The sequence below is a fragment of the Streptomyces sp. NPDC104381 genome, assembly GCF_055583745.1.
Map to the genome: position 1 here is coordinate 1,052,650 of NZ_JBVJNK010000002.1, position 16,044 is coordinate 1,068,693.

The 16,044-nt window shown below is 72.2% G+C and carries 17 protein-coding genes; 7 read left to right on the plus strand and 10 right to left on the minus strand.

The features are described from left to right. Positions 1-17 precede the first annotated feature (17 nt). The 4 genes from ACZ607_RS09400 to ACZ607_RS09415 all read left to right on the plus strand — a co-directional run bounded on the left by ACZ607_RS09400 (position 18) and on the right by ACZ607_RS09415 (position 2,039). Positions 18-65 (plus strand): hypothetical protein, encoded by a 48-nt coding sequence (locus tag ACZ607_RS09400; RefSeq protein ID WP_309506048.1) that lies wholly within the window; start codon positions 18-20, stop codon positions 63-65. 74 nt (positions 66-139) lie between these two features. Beyond that, entirely contained in the window at positions 140-685 is a 546-nt protein-coding gene (locus ACZ607_RS09405) for a cupin domain-containing protein (protein WP_469733348.1), read from the plus strand. A gap of 119 nt (positions 686-804) precedes the next feature. Beyond that, the gene (locus tag ACZ607_RS09410) at positions 805-1,179 is read left to right on the plus strand and encodes a rhodanese-like domain-containing protein (protein WP_469733453.1); all 375 of its coding nucleotides are present in this window, start codon (positions 805-807) and stop codon (positions 1,177-1,179) included. A gap of 149 nt (positions 1,180-1,328) precedes the next feature. Further along, positions 1,329-2,039: a DUF6197 family protein gene (locus ACZ607_RS09415; RefSeq protein WP_469733350.1), complete on the plus strand. Its 711-nt coding sequence runs from the start codon at positions 1,329-1,331 to the stop codon at positions 2,037-2,039. Between the two features lie 328 nt (positions 2,040-2,367). Here ACZ607_RS09415 and recX read toward each other — a convergent pair whose 3' ends face one another. From recX to ACZ607_RS09435, 4 genes are all read right to left on the minus strand, one after another. After that, complete coding sequence (recX, locus tag ACZ607_RS09420; RefSeq protein ID WP_469733352.1) at positions 2,368-3,060, minus strand: recombination regulator RecX; 693 nt, start codon at positions 3,058-3,060, stop codon at positions 2,368-2,370. Positions 3,061-3,063: 3 nt separating this feature from the next. Beyond that, positions 3,064-4,194, minus strand: a complete 1,131-nt coding sequence (gene recA / locus ACZ607_RS09425) for a recombinase RecA (protein ID WP_469733353.1) — start codon at positions 4,192-4,194, stop codon at positions 3,064-3,066. Positions 4,195-4,450: 256 nt separating this feature from the next. Then, positions 4,451-5,596 carry an AI-2E family transporter gene (locus tag ACZ607_RS09430; RefSeq protein WP_469733455.1) on the minus strand — a complete coding sequence of 382 codons (1,146 nt, stop codon included), beginning with the start codon at positions 5,594-5,596 and terminating at the stop codon, positions 4,451-4,453. Positions 5,597-5,799: 203 nt separating this feature from the next. After that, positions 5,800-5,994, minus strand: a complete 195-nt coding sequence (locus ACZ607_RS09435) for a DUF3046 domain-containing protein (RefSeq protein ID WP_104789542.1) — start codon at positions 5,992-5,994, stop codon at positions 5,800-5,802. 80 nt (positions 5,995-6,074) lie between these two features. Between ACZ607_RS09435 and ACZ607_RS09440 the strand changes: the two genes are divergently transcribed. Next, positions 6,075-6,989 (plus strand): hypothetical protein, encoded by a 915-nt coding sequence (locus ACZ607_RS09440; RefSeq protein WP_469733355.1) that lies wholly within the window; start codon positions 6,075-6,077, stop codon positions 6,987-6,989. Between the two features lie 11 nt (positions 6,990-7,000). On the opposite strand, the gene ACZ607_RS09445 is transcribed toward ACZ607_RS09440, so the two are convergent. From ACZ607_RS09445 to ACZ607_RS09455, 3 genes are read right to left on the minus strand one after another with little or no spacing between them, the layout of a single operon-like run. Further along, positions 7,001-7,306, minus strand: a complete 306-nt coding sequence (locus ACZ607_RS09445) for an AzlD domain-containing protein (protein ID WP_469733357.1) — start codon at positions 7,304-7,306, stop codon at positions 7,001-7,003. Then, positions 7,303-8,082: an AzlC family ABC transporter permease gene (locus ACZ607_RS09450; protein WP_469733359.1), complete on the minus strand. Its 780-nt coding sequence runs from the start codon at positions 8,080-8,082 to the stop codon at positions 7,303-7,305. Before ACZ607_RS09450 ends, ACZ607_RS09445 begins: the two co-directional genes overlap by 4 nt. Before the next feature lie 10 nt (positions 8,083-8,092). After that, complete coding sequence (locus ACZ607_RS09455) at positions 8,093-8,956, minus strand: helix-turn-helix transcriptional regulator (protein WP_469733361.1); 864 nt, start codon at positions 8,954-8,956, stop codon at positions 8,093-8,095. A 101-nt stretch (positions 8,957-9,057) separates the two neighbouring features. Here ACZ607_RS09455 and ACZ607_RS09460 point away from each other — a divergent pair, with 101 nt between their 5' ends. Beyond that, positions 9,058-13,773: an Lhr family ATP-dependent helicase gene (locus ACZ607_RS09460; protein ID WP_469733363.1), complete on the plus strand. Its 4,716-nt coding sequence runs from the start codon at positions 9,058-9,060 to the stop codon at positions 13,771-13,773. Positions 13,774-13,855: 82 nt separating this feature from the next. Beyond that, the gene (locus ACZ607_RS09465; protein WP_469733365.1) at positions 13,856-14,662 is read left to right on the plus strand and encodes an Fpg/Nei family DNA glycosylase; all 807 of its coding nucleotides are present in this window, start codon (positions 13,856-13,858) and stop codon (positions 14,660-14,662) included. A 50-nt stretch (positions 14,663-14,712) separates the two neighbouring features. On the opposite strand, the gene ACZ607_RS09470 is transcribed toward ACZ607_RS09465, so the two are convergent. From ACZ607_RS09470 to ACZ607_RS09480, 3 genes are all read right to left on the minus strand, one after another. Further along, positions 14,713-14,985 carry a hypothetical protein gene (locus tag ACZ607_RS09470; protein WP_469733366.1) on the minus strand — a complete coding sequence of 91 codons (273 nt, stop codon included), beginning with the start codon at positions 14,983-14,985 and terminating at the stop codon, positions 14,713-14,715. Between the two features lie 344 nt (positions 14,986-15,329). Next, on the minus strand, positions 15,330-15,503 hold the full coding sequence (locus ACZ607_RS09475; RefSeq protein WP_469733457.1) for a CsbD family protein: 174 nt from the start codon (positions 15,501-15,503) through the stop codon (positions 15,330-15,332). Between the two features lie 56 nt (positions 15,504-15,559). Then, a complete protein-coding gene (locus tag ACZ607_RS09480; protein ID WP_469733368.1) occupies positions 15,560-16,030 on the minus strand; it encodes a Dps family protein in 471 nt (156 codons plus the stop codon). Positions 16,031-16,044: the final 14 nt, after the last annotated feature.

Here is a 16,044-nt window from a genome sequence, read left to right on the forward strand (position 1 = left end):
TGTGGCGGAGGGTCCATATGGACCTCGTCCGCTATGCGGGCTGCGTGTGTCGCCCGTCCTGCTGATTCGCCTTTCCTTCGCACGCCGTGCTGTCTCTCGCGCGGCTGTGCTTCCACGCGAACTTCTCAGGACGGTCCCTGTGTCTGCATCCTTCCCCTCCCTTCCCACGCCCACGTCCGCCACCGACGCCGAGGCTCCGACGATCGCGGAGCTGCTCGATTTCGTCCGCCGGACGGCGGAGGACGCCGAGCTCGTCGCCTCGCTCCCGCTCGACCCCGAGGGACGCACCTGGCTGAGGCTGGAGGGTCCCGGCGGCAGCGAGGCATGGCTGATCAGCTGGCCGCCCGGCACCGGCACGGGGTGGCACGACCATGCCGAGTCGACGGGGGCGTTCACCGTCGCGGCGGGTGCCCTCAGGGAACACTCGCTGGCCGCGCGGCTGCCCACCGCGGGCTGGACGACCCTCGAACTGAGCGAGGGCATCGACCGCGACCGGCACCTGGCGACGGGCCAGGGCAGGGCCTTCGGCCAACACCACGTCCACGAGGTCCTCAACGAGTCCGGCCACGAGCACGCCATCTCGGTGCACGCGTACTACCCGCCCCTGCCGCAGATCCGCCGCTACAGCCGCACGGGAGCGATCCTGCGCCTGGAGCAGACCGAACGCCCGGAGGACTGGCAGTGAGCGAAGGCAACCAGACCGGCCCGGACCAGGAGGGCCAGGACCAGGAGGGCCAGGACCGGAAGGACCCGGACCGGGAGGGTCAAGGCCAGGAGGGTCGAGGCCGGGGCGTTCAGGGTCCGGTGGGCATCGACGAACTGCTCGACCGGGTACGGGCCGGCTACGAGCGGGTCGGGCCCGACGAGGCCGCCGCCGCGGCTGCCGAAGGCGCGTTGCTGGTCGACATCCGTTACGCGGCGCTGCGCGAGCAGGACGGCCTGATACCGGGCGCCCTGGTCGTCGAGCGCAACGAACTGGAATGGCGGCTCGACCCACAGGGGAGCCACCGGGCGCCCCAGGCGGTGAGCCACGATCTGAGGATCGTGGTGATCTGTAACGAGGGCTACGCCTCGAGCCTCGCGGTCGACTCCCTGCGTCAGCTGGGACTGCACCGGGCCACGGACCTCACCGGCGGCTTCCAGGCCTGGCGCGCCGCCGGGCTCCCCGTCACCCGCTGACCACGAGCGCCTCGGTCCCCCCTGCCCCGGAGGGGGGACCGAATGGCGCTGTGTCCCACCCGAACGCTGCTCTGCGGTGGAGCAATCCTCGCGCGCGACGGACATTCACCTCATCACTGAGGACCTGAATGTACGGAGATGTCGCGCCGATGGAGACCGTTCAGCTCACCCCGGACCAGCTCGACGCACAGGCCTCCCGGCTCCATGACACCGATGCGTGGCAGAGCATCGTCACCGGGTGGGAGCGGACCGCCCGGGAGCCCGTATCCGAGGTCCCTCCCACCTCCTCGGCGCCCCCGGCCTCCCCCGCGCCCCCCGCGCCGCCGGCAGCCGTGCCGGATCCCGGAACCCCGCCCCTGCCCCTGTCCCTGCCCTCGCATCCGGTGGCCGACTGGCGGGATCTGCTGTCCGTACCCGTCGACCGGCTCGTCGAGGACTCCCTGCGGGCCCTGCCGCCACGGCGGCCGCACGAGCGCCCGCTCCCGGGGCGCCTCGGCGCCGTACTCCCCGAGCGTCTGCACGCATGGCGCCGCATCGGGCAGCCCGATGTGCGCCCGTCCGTCCATCTCGGCTACGCGCGGCAGATCCTGACCGAGTGGGGCTGGCAGAACACGCCCTACCGCCTGCGCAACGCCCGTGGTGCGCGTTGTCTCTGCGGGGCCATGCTGACCGCCCACCGGCTCGGCTACGGATCGCTCGGCACCGTCGACCGCGCCGGCGCCTGGCTCATCACCGAGCTGCGCTCTCAGGGCTGGCCCGGCCTGATCGGCCCATGGAACCGGCAGCCGGGTCGTACCGCCGACGATGCGCTGTCCCTCATCGACGCCACGATCCACCGGGCATCCCTGGCAGGCCACTGAGCCCGGCCGTCACGCCGTTGTCCCGCTCCGGGGCCGGGCTCGGTCTGCGGCGATGGCGCCCCCTCCGCCACCGCCGCAGGCCCGTTCAGGTGGCTTGCGCACTGATCCCCCGCTCGCCGTTTCCCCCGTGCCCCCTCGCTCGCCGTCGAGCACCGCACTCTCCCCCGCGCCCTCCGGCCGTGTGTTCCCCCGCTCCTCCCGGCTCGCGCCCCCGGTCCGCTTCCCCCGCTTCTTCCGGCTCGCGCCCCGTCCACTCTTCCGGTCTCTCCCCCGGTCCTCTCCCCCGGCCGCCCCCGTTCGCCGGTCAGCCGGTCAGCCGGTCAGCCGGTCAGAAGGGCTCGTCCAGCCCTTCCATGTCCTCCCCCTCCGCCTCGATCGCCTGGCGCACCACGCGCAGGGCCATCCCCTCGCCGTACCCCTTGCGTGCGAGCATCCCCGCCAGCCGGCGCAGACGCTTGTCGCGGTCCAGCCCCCGGGTGGAGCGGAGCTTGCGGGCCACGAGCTCCCTGGCGGTCTCCTCCTCCTGCTCGGGGTCGAGCTGCCCGACCGCCTCGTCGATCACCGTCGGGTCCACCCCCTTGGTGCGCAGCTCCCTCACGAGGGCACGTCGGGCCAGCCCTCTGCCGTGGTGCCGGGACTCGACCCAGGCGTCCGCGAACGCCGCGTCGTCGATCAGTCCCACATCCTCGAACCGCGAGAGCACTTCCTCCGCCGCCTCGTCGGGGATCTCCCGCTTGCGCAGCGCGTCGGCCAGCTGCTTACGGGTGCGCGGAGTCCCGGTCAGCAGCCTGAGACAGATGTTGCGCGCCTGCTCGACCGGGTCTCGCGGTTCCCCCTTCTCGGCCCTCGACGAGGAAGGGGAACCGCTGCTTCTGGAGCGGGAGCGGGAACGACGGCCCGCTCCCTCGCCGAACCCGGCCCCCCGGCCGGGCTCCGGGGAACCCCCGGACGGTTCTGCGGCGTACTCGGGGCCGGGGTCCGCACCGGTGTCGGCGCCCGGCCACTCCGTGCGTCGCGTCACGGCCTAGCTCTTGGCCGCTGCGGCCTTGGCGGGCTTGGCCTTGGTCGCGGGAGCCGGTACCGACTTGGCCGCTCCCTCTGCCGGGGTGCCTGCGGCGGACGCGGCATCGGTGGCGGACTCCGCCGCGGCATCCTCCGGACGGACACCGACGCCGAGCTTGTCGAGGATCTTCTTCTCGATCTCGTTGGCCAGGTCGGGGTTGTCCTTGAGGAAGTTGCGGGAGTTCTCCTTGCCCTGGCCGAGCTGGTCGCCCTCGTACGTGTACCAGGCGCCGGCCTTGCGGACGAAGCCGTGCTCCACGCCCATGTCGATCAGACCGCCCTCACGGCTGATGCCCTGGCCGTAGAGGATGTCGAACTCGGCCTGCTTGAACGGCGGTGCCACCTTGTTCTTGACGACCTTGACGCGCGTGCGGTTACCCACCGCGTCCGTGCCGTCCTTCAGGGTCTCGATCCGGCGGATGTCGAGACGCACCGAGGCGTAGAACTTCAGCGCCCGGCCACCGGTCGTGGTCTCCGGCGAGCCGAACATCACGCCGATCTTCTCGCGCAGCTGGTTGATGAAGATCGCGGTGGTCTTGGACTGGTTGAGCGCGCTGGTGATCTTCCGGAGCGCCTGGCTCATCAGACGCGCCTGCAGACCCACGTGGGAGTCGCCCATCTCGCCCTCGATCTCCGCACGGGGCACCAGGGCCGCGACGGAGTCGATGACGATCAGGTCGAGCGCGCCGGAGCGGACCAGCATGTCCACGATTTCCAGCGCCTGCTCGCCGTTGTCCGGCTGAGAGAGGATGAGGCTGTCGATGTCGACGCCGAGCTTCTTCGCGTACTCCGGGTCCAGCGCGTGCTCCGCGTCGATGAACGCCACCGAGCCGCCGAGCTTCTGCGCGTTCGCCACGGCGTGCAGGGTCAGCGTCGTCTTACCGGAGGACTCCGGTCCGTACACCTCCACCACACGGCCGCGGGGCAGCCCGCCGACGCCGAGCGCGACGTCGAGCGCGGTGGACCCGGTGGGGATCACCTCGATCGGCTCGTTCGGCCGCTCACCGAGACGCATCACCGCGCCCTTGCCGAATTGCCGTTCAATCTGTGCGAGTGCGGCGTCCAGCGCCTTCTCGCGGTCGGTTCCTGCCATGGGTTCCACCCGATTTGCTTGAGTCGATCGCTTCACGTGACAGACGCTAACCCCTGCCACTGACAATGGGCCTCGGCGTCCTCCCGGCCTGTGGACAACTCCACCGTCGGACCCGGCAAAACCCGGCCGGAATCCCATGAGAATGGATGTTCGATTTTGGTGTCAAGCGCACCACGCCAGGCCGACGCGACCGAGAGTAGCCGCTTATAGCAGCCCAGGTCACACAGGTCAATTGTCCGTGAGGCGCCTCACGCTGTCACGTGCCGCCCTCGGTCCGGTCCGTACCGTCCCCGCCGCCCCTCACGGCGCTGCGGATCCTCGACACCACCGGCCGGCCGCGGCGCCAGCGGTGGCCGCCGAGCACCCGCGGGTCGTCCGTCACGTCGTAGCGCTTCACATAGGCGCCCAGGAACGCCTGGAGCGTCGCGACCGCCGGAATCGCGATCAGGGCGCCGACGGCCCCCATCAGCGCGGTGCCCGCGACCACCGAGCCGAAGGCGACCGCGGGATGGATGTCGACCGTCTTGGACGTGAGCTTCGGCTGCAGCACGTAGTTCTCGAACTGCTGGTAGACCACGACGAAACCGAGGACCCACAGCGCGTACCAGGGGTTGACGGTGAAGGCGATCAGCATGGGCAGCGCGCCCGCCAGATACGTACCGATCGTGGGGATGAACTGCGAGACGAGACCGACCCAGACCGCCAGCGCCGGGGCGTAGGGCACTCCGAGGGCCACCAGCAGGATGTAGTGCGCCACTCCGGAGATCAGCGCCATCAGCCCGCGCGAGTAGATGTAGCCGCCGGTCTTGTCGACCGCGATCTCCCAGGCGCGCAGCACCTCGGCCTGCCGGGCGGGCGGCAGTACGGAGCACAGCGCGCGCCGCAGCCGGGGCCCGTCGGCGGCGAAGTAGAACGAGAACAGGAAGATCATCAGCAGCCGGAACAGCCCGCCGAGCACCGTGGTGGAGACGTCGAGCACACCGGTGGCGCTGTTCTGCACGTACTTCTGGAGCCAGTCGGAATGCAGGAGGCTGTCCTGCACCTCGACCCGCGAGAGCTCCGTGTGGAAGGTCTGGTTGACCCAGTTGATCACCGAGTCGAGGTACTTGGGGAACTCCTCGACCATGTCGACGATCTGGCCGGCGAGCATCGAGCCGAGCAGCACGACGAAGCCGATCCCGGCGATCAGCACGGCGAGGAAGACCAGGAAGGTGGCGAGGCCCCGGCGCATCCCGTGTCCGGACATGCGGCTGACGGCCGGCTCGATGGCCAGCGCCAGGAAGAAGGCGATCAGGATGTTGGTCAGCAGCCCGATGAGCTGGTAGAAAGCCCAGCTGCCCAGCTGGAAGCACCCGTAGAGCGCCAGTGCCATGACCATCGCGCGCGGCAGCCAGCCGGGCATACGGACGGGGCCGGTTCCGGGCGGCGGACTCGGTGGTCCGGCCGGCGGGAGAGGCGGCAGGGCGGGCTGCTGGGTCTGGGCGGTCTCGTCTGTCGGTGCCACGGGACAAGTCTCGCTCACCGCGGTGACAGTCGGCCGCCCGGCCCGGCAAGGCCCCGGGCGGGTGACACGGGCCGGCCGCCGGGGCGGACGGGCCGTGCCGCTCAGCGCTTGTCCGGAGGCACTCCGACCGCGGAGCAGACCCCACGCCAGACGTCCTTGGCCTCCCAGCCCGCGGCCAGGGCCTCGTGCACCGTCCGGCCGCCGAGCTCCGCCATGACGTGATCGCGTGCGAAGGAGTCGGCGTACGCCTCGCCGAAGTGGTCCGCCATCCGTTCCCAGAAAATCGTCAACCGCATGCCCCCAGTATCCCGCTCCTGAGAGTGCAGCCGGGCCGGGACCACCCTGCCGGTGGCACTTTCCCCTCTACGGTCGGTCCATGGCTGGAACCGGAGCAAATCCCCTCGCCCGCGCCGAGCAGTTCATCTGGCTCACCGCACGCGTCCTCGAACAGCGGCGGTTCGCCCATCTCTTCCTGGAGGGGGGTGCGGACATCGTCGAGACCGCGCTCGCCGCCTACCGGAACGAGGACGGCGGCTACGGTCACGCACTCGAACCCGATCTCCGTGGGCCGGTGAGTCAACCGCTGCACACCGCTCACGCCTTGAGCGTCCTCGACTCGATCGGTCGCTGCGACGGTCTGCGCGTGGAACGGATCTGCCGCTATCTGACCGACGTGTCGACCAAGGAGGGCGCCCTGCCGGCGCTGCACCCCTCCCAGCGCGGCTATCCCGCGGCACCTTTCATCCCCGTCGTCGACGACCCGCCCGCCGAACTGCTGACGACGGGCCCCGTGGTCGGGCTGCTGCACCGCAACCAGGTCTGGCACGCCTGGCTGTTCCGGGCCACCGACTTCTGCTGGGCCGCCGTCGACGCGCTGGAGCAGTCCCATCCGTACGAGATCGAAGCAGCCGTCGCCTTCCTGGACGGCGTCCCCGACCGCGGACGTGCGGAATCCGCTGCCGACCGGCTGGGGCAACTGGTGCGTGAACAGCGGCTGGTGGTGCTCGATCCCTCGCGCCGCGCGGAGTACCCGGTGGCTCCCGGTTACGCCCCGGGGGAACACCACTTCCCGTACGACTACGCCCGCACCCCCGGGTCGCTCGCCCGCCGCTGGTTCAGCGACGGCGAGGTGGAGACGTCCCTGGACCACCTGGCGGCAGAACAGGAGGAGGACGGCGGCTGGCCCGTCAACTGGCGCCGGTGGGCACCGGGGACGGCCCTGGAGGGGCGTCCCATCGTGACGCTCAAGGCGCTCCAGACCCTCCGGGCGTACGGCCGTGGTCCGCTCTGATCCGTCCCGGCTCAGAGCAGGGCGCGCGCGACGGCGGTGACCACGACGGCGACGCCGACGACCACGAGGAAGGGAGCCCGCAGGACGAGGGCGAGCGCCGCCGCGGCGAGCCCTGCGGCCCTGGCGTCCAGCACCAGCTGCTGCCCGTCGGCGAAGGTCTGCTGTGCGGTGAGCGCCGCGAGGAGCGCCACCGGCATCAGGGCCGCCAGCCGTTGCACGAGGGGGCGCTCCAGGCCCCCGGCCGGGACCAGGAGCCCCAGGAGCTTCGCGAGGTAGCAGCCGACGGCGGTGAGCCCGATGGCGATCCAGATGTTCATCGGCCCTCCCCGGGCTCCGTGCCTTCGGTGACGGTGGCGTCCGTGGTGCCCTTGCCCCGGCCCTTCAGGAAGAGGACGAGCGGAGCCGCCAGGGCGGACACGAGGACGGGCGCGCCCGCCGGCAGGAGCGGCAGGAGGCCCAGCGCGAGCAGGATGGCGAGACCCGCCGTGACGCGCTCCGTGGTGCTCTTCAGCATCGGTGCGAGCAGGGCGAGGAACACGGCCGGGCCGGCCGCGTCCAGCCCCCAGGCGTCCGTGTCGCCGAGCGCCTTCGCCCCGAGCGCCCCCACCAGCGTGGTCAGGTTCCACAGGACGTAGAGGGTGAGCCCGGTGACGGTGAAGCCGATACGGGCGGCACGCCTGGTGGGCTGGGGCAGGGTGACGGCGGTCGTCTCGTCGATGACCCATTGGGCGGCGAGGGGGCGCAGGAAGCGCGGCAGCGCGAGGAGCTGTGACAGCCGGAGTCCGTAGAAGGCGTTGCGGATGCCCAGGAAGAACGCTCCGGCCGCCGCGGTGTAGGGGTTGCCGCCGGCCGCGAGAGCCCCCACGAGGGCGAACTGGGAGGCTCCGGTGAAGACGAAGAGGCTCAGCGCGCAGGTCTGGAGGAGGCTCAGCCCGGAGCCTGCCGAGGTCACGCCGAAGGCGAATCCGGAGAGGCCCACGGCGATGCCCACGCCGAGCGCGTCCCGGACCACGGCGCTGTCCGGCTTCTCCGTGCCCGTGTCCCGCGCATGGGGGGCATCGGTGCGTATAGGGGGTGCTGTCTGTTCTGCCACGCCCGGAACGCTACGGGGAGATGTCTCTGCCGGTCTTGTACGTTCTTGCGCGCTCGCGCTGGTAGGCGCCCGGAGGCACCCCGACGATCCGGGTGAAGTGACGGTTGAGATGGGGCTGGTCGGTGAAGCCGACGGCGGTCGCGGCCTCGGCGGGTGCGGTCCCCGCGTCGAGCATGCGCCGCGCACGGCGCACCCGGGCGTCCGTGAGCCAGGTGTGCGGGGGCATTCCGTACTGCTTCTTGAAGGCCCTCAGCAGCGCGAACGGGCTGGTGCCCAGCTCCGCGGCGAGCGCTTCCAGGGTGGGGGGCCGCTCCATCCGCTCCTCCAGGGCGCTCCTCGCCCGGGCCGCGTCACGGGCTCCGGCGGACCCTGAGGCCTTGGCGGGCAGGACGCTGCCGTGGCGGTCGAGCAGCCGGGCGACCAGGACCCGCAGGACGCTGTCGGCCGCCAGGGCGTTGCCCTCCTCGGCCGCCCGGTGGACCTCGGTGATCAGCCGGGCGGCGTACAGGTCCCTCACGCTGCTCTCCGCGAAGCCGACCGTGCCGCGCAGGCTCGTCACGTCGGCCGCGATGTCGTTGATCACCTGGGCGGACGGGTAGAGCGTGGCGTACACCCAGCCCTCGGGAACCCCGGCCCGGGCGGTGTGCGGCACCTCCGGGTTGATCATGACCACGGTGCCGGGGCCGGCGTGCACGGTGCCGGCGGGGAGGCCGACGTCCTCGACCCCGCTGGTGATCGTGCCGAAGACGTAGCCCTCGTGACTGTGGCGCGGGAAGGTGTGACGGACGTACCGGGCGCGCAGGAGGTCGAGGTCGGGCAGTTCCGCGTACTGCCAGTACCTCGCCCATTCCCGTGTCGTGTCCACCTCCGCCATGCTCGTATTCTCGCAGGTCCGGGCCGTGCCCGAAGTCCGGGAAGGTGGGCGGCGGGCACGTCCACCGGCCGTTGTCAGTGGTGGGGTGCACGATGGGGGGCATGGCCGGTTCCGCGCTCGACTCGTTCTCTCCCGCGACCCGCAGCTGGTTCGCGGCGGCCTTCGACGCGCCCACCGCGGCGCAGGAAGGTGCCTGGCGGGCCATCGGCGAGGGCTCGGACGTGCTGGTCGTCGCGCCGACCGGCTCGGGTAAGACGCTCGCGGCCTTCCTCGCCTCGCTGGACCGGCTGGCGGCCGTCCCTCCACCCGCCGAGGCGAAGAAGCGCTGCCGTGTGCTGTACGTGTCGCCGATGAAGGCGCTCGCCGTGGACGTGGAGCGGAATCTGCGTTCGCCGCTGACCGGGCTCCGTCAGGAATCGGTGCGGCTCGGCCTGCCCGAGCCGGAGGTGCGGGTGGGGATCCGTTCCGGCGACACCCCTCCGGCCGAGCGCCGCTCGATGGCGACGAAGCCCCCGGACATCCTGATCACCACCCCGGAGTCCCTGTTCCTCATGCTCACCTCCTCCACCCGGGACGCGCTCGCCGGGGTCGAGACGGTGATCATCGACGAGGTGCACGCGGTCGCCGGCACCAAGCGCGGCGCGCACCTCGCCGTGTCCCTGGAGCGGCTGGACGAGCTGCTGCCGCGCCCCGCTCGGCGTATCGGGCTGTCGGCGACGGTCCGCCCGGTCGACGAGGTCGCACGGTTCCTGTCGCCGCAGCGGAAGGTGGAGATCGTCCAGCCCCCGTCGGCCAAGGAGTTCGACCTCTCCGTGGTCGTCCCGGTGGAGGATCTCGGCGAGCTGGGCGGCTCCCCCGCCACCGGCGACGAGGGCGGCCAGGCGGAGAAGCCGTCGATCTGGCCGCATGTCGAGGAGCGGATCGCCGATCTCGTGCAGTCGCACCGCTCCACGATCGTCTTCGCCAACTCCCGGCGGCTGGCGGAGCGCCTGTGCAACCGGCTGAACGAGATCGCCTACGAGCGGGCCACCGGCACCGCTTTCGAGGAGGAGCCGGAGGCGGGGAGGCCGCTGCCCGAGGCCCACTCCCCCGCCGAGATCATGGCCCAGTCCGGAGCCGCGAAAGGGGCGCCGCCCGTCCTCGCCCGCGCGCACCACGGCTCGGTGTCCAAGGAGCAGCGCTCCCAGGTCGAGGAGGACCTCAAGGCGGGCCGGCTGCCCGCCGTGGTCGCCACCTCCAGTCTGGAGCTCGGGATCGACATGGGCGCGGTCGACCTGGTGATCCAGGTCGAGTCGCCGCCGTCCGTGGCCTCGGGGCTGCAGCGGGTGGGACGGGCCGGGCACCAGGTCGGCGCCGTGTCGACCGGGGTGGTCTTCCCCAAGTACCGGGGCGATCTGGTGCAGGCGGCCGTCGTGACCGAGCGGATGCGCGAGGGGGCCATCGAGGCTCTGCGGATCCCGTCCAACCCGCTGGACGTGCTCGCCCAGCAGATCGTCGCCGCGGTCGCGCTCGACAGCTGGCAGGCCGACGACCTGCTGGCGCTCGCTCGCCGGGCGGCCCCCTTCGCCTCGCTCCCCGAGTCGGCGTTCACCGCCGTGCTCGACATGCTCGCCGGGCGCTATCCGTCCGACGCCTTCGCCGAGCTGCGGCCCCGTGTGGTGTGGGACCGCGTCACCGGTACGGTCACGGGCCGCCCCGGCGCCCAGCGGCTCGCCGTCACCTCGGGCGGCACCATTCCCGACCGCGGGCTCTTCGGCGTCTTCCTGGCGGGCGCGGACCCGAAGAAGGGCGGGGGGCGCGTCGGCGAGCTGGACGAGGAGATGGTCTACGAGTCGAGGGTCGGTGACGTCTTCACCCTGGGCACCACGTCCTGGCGGATCGAGGACATCACGAGGGACAGGGTCCTGGTCTCACCCGCTCCCGGCGTCCCGGGCCGGCTGCCGTTCTGGAAGGGCGACCAGCTGGGCCGCCCGCTGGAGCTGGGGCGCGCGCTCGGCGCGTTCCTCAGGGAGATCGGCGGGCTGTCCGCCGAGGACGCCAGGCTCCGGCTGCTCGCCGCCGGGCTGGACGCCTGGGCCGCGGACAACATCCTGTCCTACCTCGACGAACAGCGCCGGGCCTGCGGCCACGTCCCCGACGACCGGACCGTCCTCGTCGAGAGGTTCCGGGACGAGCTGGGCGACTGGCGGATCGTGGTGCACTCACCGTTCGGCGCCCAGGTGCACGCCCCGTGGGCGCTCGCCCTGTCCGCCCGGCTCGGCGAGCGGTACGGGATGGACGCGCAGGTCATGCACGCGGACGACGGCATCGTGCTGCGGCTGCCCGACGCCGATCTGATGGGGCTCGACCTCCTCGACTTCGATCCGGTCCAGGCGGACGCGGGCGGCGACACCGGAGGCGGTGCGGGAGGCGGCGCCACCGGCCAGGTCTTCCCGGCGGGTGGATACGACAGTGACCAGCCCCCCGTCGGCGCCACCGACGTGGTGTTCGACAAGGGCGAGATCGGCCAGGTCGTCACCGAACAGGTCGGCGGATCCGCCCTGTTCGCGTCACGGTTCCGCGAATGCGCCGCGCGCGCCCTGCTGTTGCCCCGGCGCAGCCCCGGGAAGCGCACACCCTTGTGGCAGCAGCGCCAGCGGGCATCCCAGCTGCTCCAGGTGGCCTCCGAGTTCGGCTCGTTCCCGATCGTCCTCGAAGCAGTGCGCGAATGCCTCCAGGACGTCTTCGACGTCCCCGGGCTCACCGAGCTGATGGGCGACCTGGAGGCGCGCCGCATCCGCCTGGTGGAGGTGACGACACCCGAGCCGTCCCCGTTCGCACGCTCCCTCCTCTTCGGCTACGTCGCACAGTTCCTGTACGAGGGCGACTCGCCGCTCGCCGAGCGGCGGGCCGCGGCGCTCTCGCTCGACTCCCACCTGCTGGCCGAGCTGCTCGGCCAGGCGGAGCTGCGGGAGCTGCTGGACGCCGATGTCCTCGGCGAGCTGGAGCGGGAGCTCCAGTGGCTGACCGACGACAGGAAGATCAAGGATGTCGAGGGGGTCGCCGATCTGCTGCGCGTGCTCGGCCCCCTCACCGATGCCGAGCTGGCGGAGCGTGGTGCGGAGCCCGGCTGGGCCCCGGAGCTGGAGACCTCCCGGCGCGCCATCCAGGTCCGCATCGGAGGAGCCGCTCACTGGGCGGCCGTCGAGGACGCGGGCCGCCTGCGCGACGCGCTCGGCACCGCCCTGCCGGTGGGGGTCCCCGAGGCGTTCACCGAGCCGGTCAAGGACCCGCTCGGCGATCTGCTCGCCCGGTTCGCCCGTACACACGGGCCGTTCACCACCACGCAGGCGGCGAGCCGTTTCGGCCTCGGCACCGCCGTCACGGACGGCGCCCTGCAGCGGCTCGCCGCGTCGGGCCGCGTCGTCCAGGGCGAGTTCCATCCCGCGGGCATCGGCCAGGAGTGGTGCGACGCCACCATCCTGCGACGGCTGCGCCGGCGCTCGCTCGCCGCGCTCCGCCAGGAGCTGGAGCCTGTGCCGCCCGCCGCACTGGCCGGCTTCCTCCCGCAGTGGCAGCACCTTGGCGACAACAGCCTCCGGGGCATCGACGGACTGGCCCGCGCCATCGAGCAGTTGCAGGGCGCGCCGGTCCCCGCGTCCGCCCTGGAGAAGCTGATCCTGCCGAGCCGAGTCGCGGGGTACACCCCGGCGATGCTCGACGAACTCACCACCACGGGCGAGGTCGTCTGGGCAGGCGCGGGCGCCCTCCCCGGCAAGGACGGCTGGCTCTCCGTCTACCTGGCGGACAGCGCGCCGCTGCTGCTCCCCGCGCCGCTCCCACTGGAGGAGACGGCGTTGCACGAGTCGGTGCTCACGGTGCTCTCCGGCGGGTACGGGATGTTCTTCCGGCAGATCGCCGATCAGGTCCGGGCGACCACCCACCCCGACTGCACCGATCCGCAGCTGGCCGACGCGCTCTGGGACCTGGTCTGGTCCGGCCGTCTGACCAACGACACGCTGGCCCCCCTGCGTTCGCTCCTCGGCTCGGGGCGGACGGCCGGCTCCACGGCACACCGCGCGAGACGCAACGTGCCGCGCGGCCGTTACGGGACACTCACCGCGTCGGCCCGTCCCACGTCCCGCACCGGCCCGCCGACCGTGTCGGGACGCTGGTCGCTGCTGCCTCCGGCCGAGCCCGAGCCGACCCATCGCGCGCATGCCCTGGCCCGGACGCTGCTCGACCGCCACGGTGTGGTGACCCGCGGCGCGGTGCAGGCGGAGGGCGTCGAGGGCGGCTTCTCGGCGGTCTACCGGATCCTCGCCGCGTTCGAGGACAGCGGGCAGGCCCGCCGTGGTTACGTGGTCGAGGGGCTGGGTGCGGCGCAGTTCGCCATGGACGGTGCGGTGGACCGGCTCAGGGCGGTCTCCACCGCACGCGACCGCGCGGATCCCGGCTCGACACCCCGCGCCCTGGTCCTCGCGGCTGCCGACCCCGCCAACGCGTACGGTGCCGCCCTGCCCTGGCCCGAGTCGCCGGACGGCGCGGGACACAAGCCGGGCCGCAAGGCGGGCGCGCTGGTGGTCCTGGTGGACGGCGAGCTCACGCTCTACATGGAGCGCGGCGGCAAGTCACTTCTCGCGTGGCCGACGGATCCCGCCGACCCGGCGCTCCGCGCGGCCGCGGAGGCTCTGGCGTCGGCGGCCCGTGCGGGGACGCTCGGCACGGTCACCGTGGAGCGGACCAACGGCGCCTCCTCCCTCACCTCGCCTCTGGGCCGCACCCTGGAGGCCGCCGGTTTCCTGGCCACGCCACGGGGTCTGCGGCTGCGCGCCTGAGAGCCGGTCCGGAACTGTCCGAGGAGGCGGCTTCGGCGCGGCCGGGAGACCATGGGCGGCCCCGTCCGCGCATCATGGACGCATGCCCGAAGGTGACACCGTCCTGCAGACCGCCCGCCGTCTCGACGAGGCGCTCTCCGGCCAGGTGCTGACGGTCTCCGACCTGCGGGTCCCCCGGTACGCCACGGCCGACCTGACCGGCCGGACCGTCCTGGGTGTCACGGCGCGCGGCAAGCACCTGCTCGCCCGCTTCCAGGGCGGCCTCACCCTTCACAGTCATCTGCGCATGGAGGGCGCCTGGCGGGTGTACGACCCGGGCGAGCGCTGGAGAGGCGGACCGGCCCACCAGATCCGCGCCGTACTGGCCAATGCGGAGCACACCGCGGTCGGCTACCGGCTGCCCGTCCTCGAACTGCTGCGCACCGAGGACGAAGCACAGGCCGTGGGCCATCTCGGCCCCGATCTCCTGGGCCCGGACTGGGACCCGGACACCGCTCTGCGCAATGTGCTCGCCGATCCCGGCCGCCGGCTCGGCGACGCACTCCTGGACCAGCGCAACCTGGCCGGTATCGGCAATGTCTACATGTGCGAGCTCTGCTTCATGGCTCGCGCGACGCCGTGGCTCCCGGTGGGCGAGCTGCCCCCGGCCGTGGCACCCCGGCTGATCAGTACGGCACGACAGCTTCTGGAGGCCAACCGCGACCGCCCCATGCGGACCACGACCGGAGCGACCGCGGCCATGTCACGCAGCCGCACACGGGAGCGTCTCTTCGTCTACGGGCGGGCGGGCAGACCGTGCCTGCGCTGCCGCACACCCATTCGCGTGGCGGACCGCGACGATCGCCCCACCTTCTGGTGTCCGCACTGCCAGTCCGGACCCACCAGCTGATTCCGGGCCCCTCAGGACCCGCGGCACCCTCTCCGGCCTACGCCGAGGGGCTAGGAGGATATGTCCGTCCGGCCCGTCGGATCCGTCCGGCCCGTCGGGTCTGCCCGGCCCACCTGATCCGCCCGGTCCGTCACGGCCTCATCGGCGTCCTGCTCCGGCCTCACCGCGGAGGCCACATGGACGGGCAGCAGACTCAGTCCCCATCCGCCGGCCGCCACCGCGCCCTCGACCAGTCCGGCGTGCTCCGGCTCCAGCGCCAGCCGCAGCACCGCCCACCACCACATCCCGCCGAGGACGAGCGCCGGCACCCATCGCCGCACCATGGCTGCCTCCTCCGGCCGACGCTAGTACGGCACGATCTCCTGACGGGAGGGCGCATCGGTGCACTACCGGCGTGCACGGTGCGAGCAGAACGGCGGTGCGCGCTCTCTCCTGAGGCCGATGTGGGGAGATGTACGTCCCGGCCCCACGCCCCGGCCCTCCCCCGCAGTTTCCCCCGGCTCGCCGCCGGCTGCATCCCGCGCCCCCGGGCTCCCGCCCCCTCCGACCACACCCAGCCCCGCACTTCGGATCCCCCGGCCCCGCACTTCGGGTCGCCCGTCCCCGGACATGCCGGTGCCCCCGGGATCGGAATCCGCGGGGGCACACCGGTGGTGCGGCGTCTCTGCTACTTGTCGTCGTCGGTCAGGGAGTCCTTCACACCCTTGGCGCGGTCGCCGGTGGCACCCATGGCGCCTTCCGCCTTGGCCTTGACCTGGTCGGACTTGCCTTCGGCCTCCTTGCGACGGTCTCCGGTGACCTTGCCGGTCGCCTCCTTGGCCTTGCCCTTGAGCTTGTCCATGGCGTTCTTGTTGTCCGTCACGACGATTCCTTCCTGAGGTGCGGGAGAGCGCGGGTTCAGGCGCTCTCGGCCTGGAACATCCACGCGTGCTTCTCGAGGTCCGCAGTGAGCGTGATCAGGATGTCCTGGCTGATGGGGTCGGGTTCGTCGGTCGCTTCGATCCGCTCCCGCATGCGGTCGATGATCACGCGGAGCGCGTCGACGAGGACACGTACGGCGTCCACGTCCTTGATCCAGCCGTCGGGCACGACGTCGATCGCCGTGGTCTTCGCGAGCGTCCGGGAGCGGCCGTCGGGGTTGATGCCGACCGCGGAAGCCCTCTCCGCGACGGTGTCCGAGTGCTGCCGCGCCGTGTCGACGACCTCGTCGAGCTGAAGGTGCACCGAGCGGAAGCGCGGGCCGACCACGTTCCAGTGGACCTGCTTGGCCACCAGGGAGAGATCGACCAGGTCGACCAGCGCGCCTTGCAGCGCGTCTCCCACGACCTTGCGATCGCCGTCGGACAGGGCGCTCTTCACGACAGACATGCACTTCTCCGTTC

Coding starts and splice junctions, on each gene's coding strand:
- ACZ607_RS09455 (WP_469733361.1), bottom strand. CDS start 8,956: ATGGCGGAGGTGGACACGACACGGGAATGGGCGAGGTACTGGCAGTAC.
- ACZ607_RS09445 (WP_469733357.1), bottom strand. CDS start 7,306: ATGAACATCTGGATCGCCATCGGGCTCACCGCCGTCGGCTGCTACCTC.
- ACZ607_RS09480 (WP_469733368.1), bottom strand. CDS start 16,030: ATGTCTGTCGTGAAGAGCGCCCTGTCCGACGGCGATCGCAAGGTCGTG.
- ACZ607_RS09430 (WP_469733455.1), bottom strand. CDS start 5,596: ATGCCCGGCTGGCTGCCGCGCGCGATGGTCATGGCACTGGCGCTCTAC.
- ACZ607_RS09440 (WP_469733355.1), top strand. CDS start 6,075: ATGGCTGGAACCGGAGCAAATCCCCTCGCCCGCGCCGAGCAGTTCATC.
- ACZ607_RS09465 (WP_469733365.1), top strand. CDS start 13,856: ATGCCCGAAGGTGACACCGTCCTGCAGACCGCCCGCCGTCTCGACGAG.
- ACZ607_RS09475 (WP_469733457.1), bottom strand. CDS start 15,503: ATGGACAAGCTCAAGGGCAAGGCCAAGGAGGCGACCGGCAAGGTCACC.
- ACZ607_RS09435 (WP_104789542.1), bottom strand. CDS start 5,994: ATGCGGTTGACGATTTTCTGGGAACGGATGGCGGACCACTTCGGCGAG.
- recA (WP_469733353.1), bottom strand. CDS start 4,194: ATGGCAGGAACCGACCGCGAGAAGGCGCTGGACGCCGCACTCGCACAG.
- ACZ607_RS09415 (WP_469733350.1), top strand. CDS start 1,329: ATGGAGACCGTTCAGCTCACCCCGGACCAGCTCGACGCACAGGCCTCC.
- ACZ607_RS09470 (WP_469733366.1), bottom strand. CDS start 14,985: ATGGTGCGGCGATGGGTGCCGGCGCTCGTCCTCGGCGGGATGTGGTGG.
- ACZ607_RS09460 (WP_469733363.1), top strand. CDS start 9,058: ATGGCCGGTTCCGCGCTCGACTCGTTCTCTCCCGCGACCCGCAGCTGG.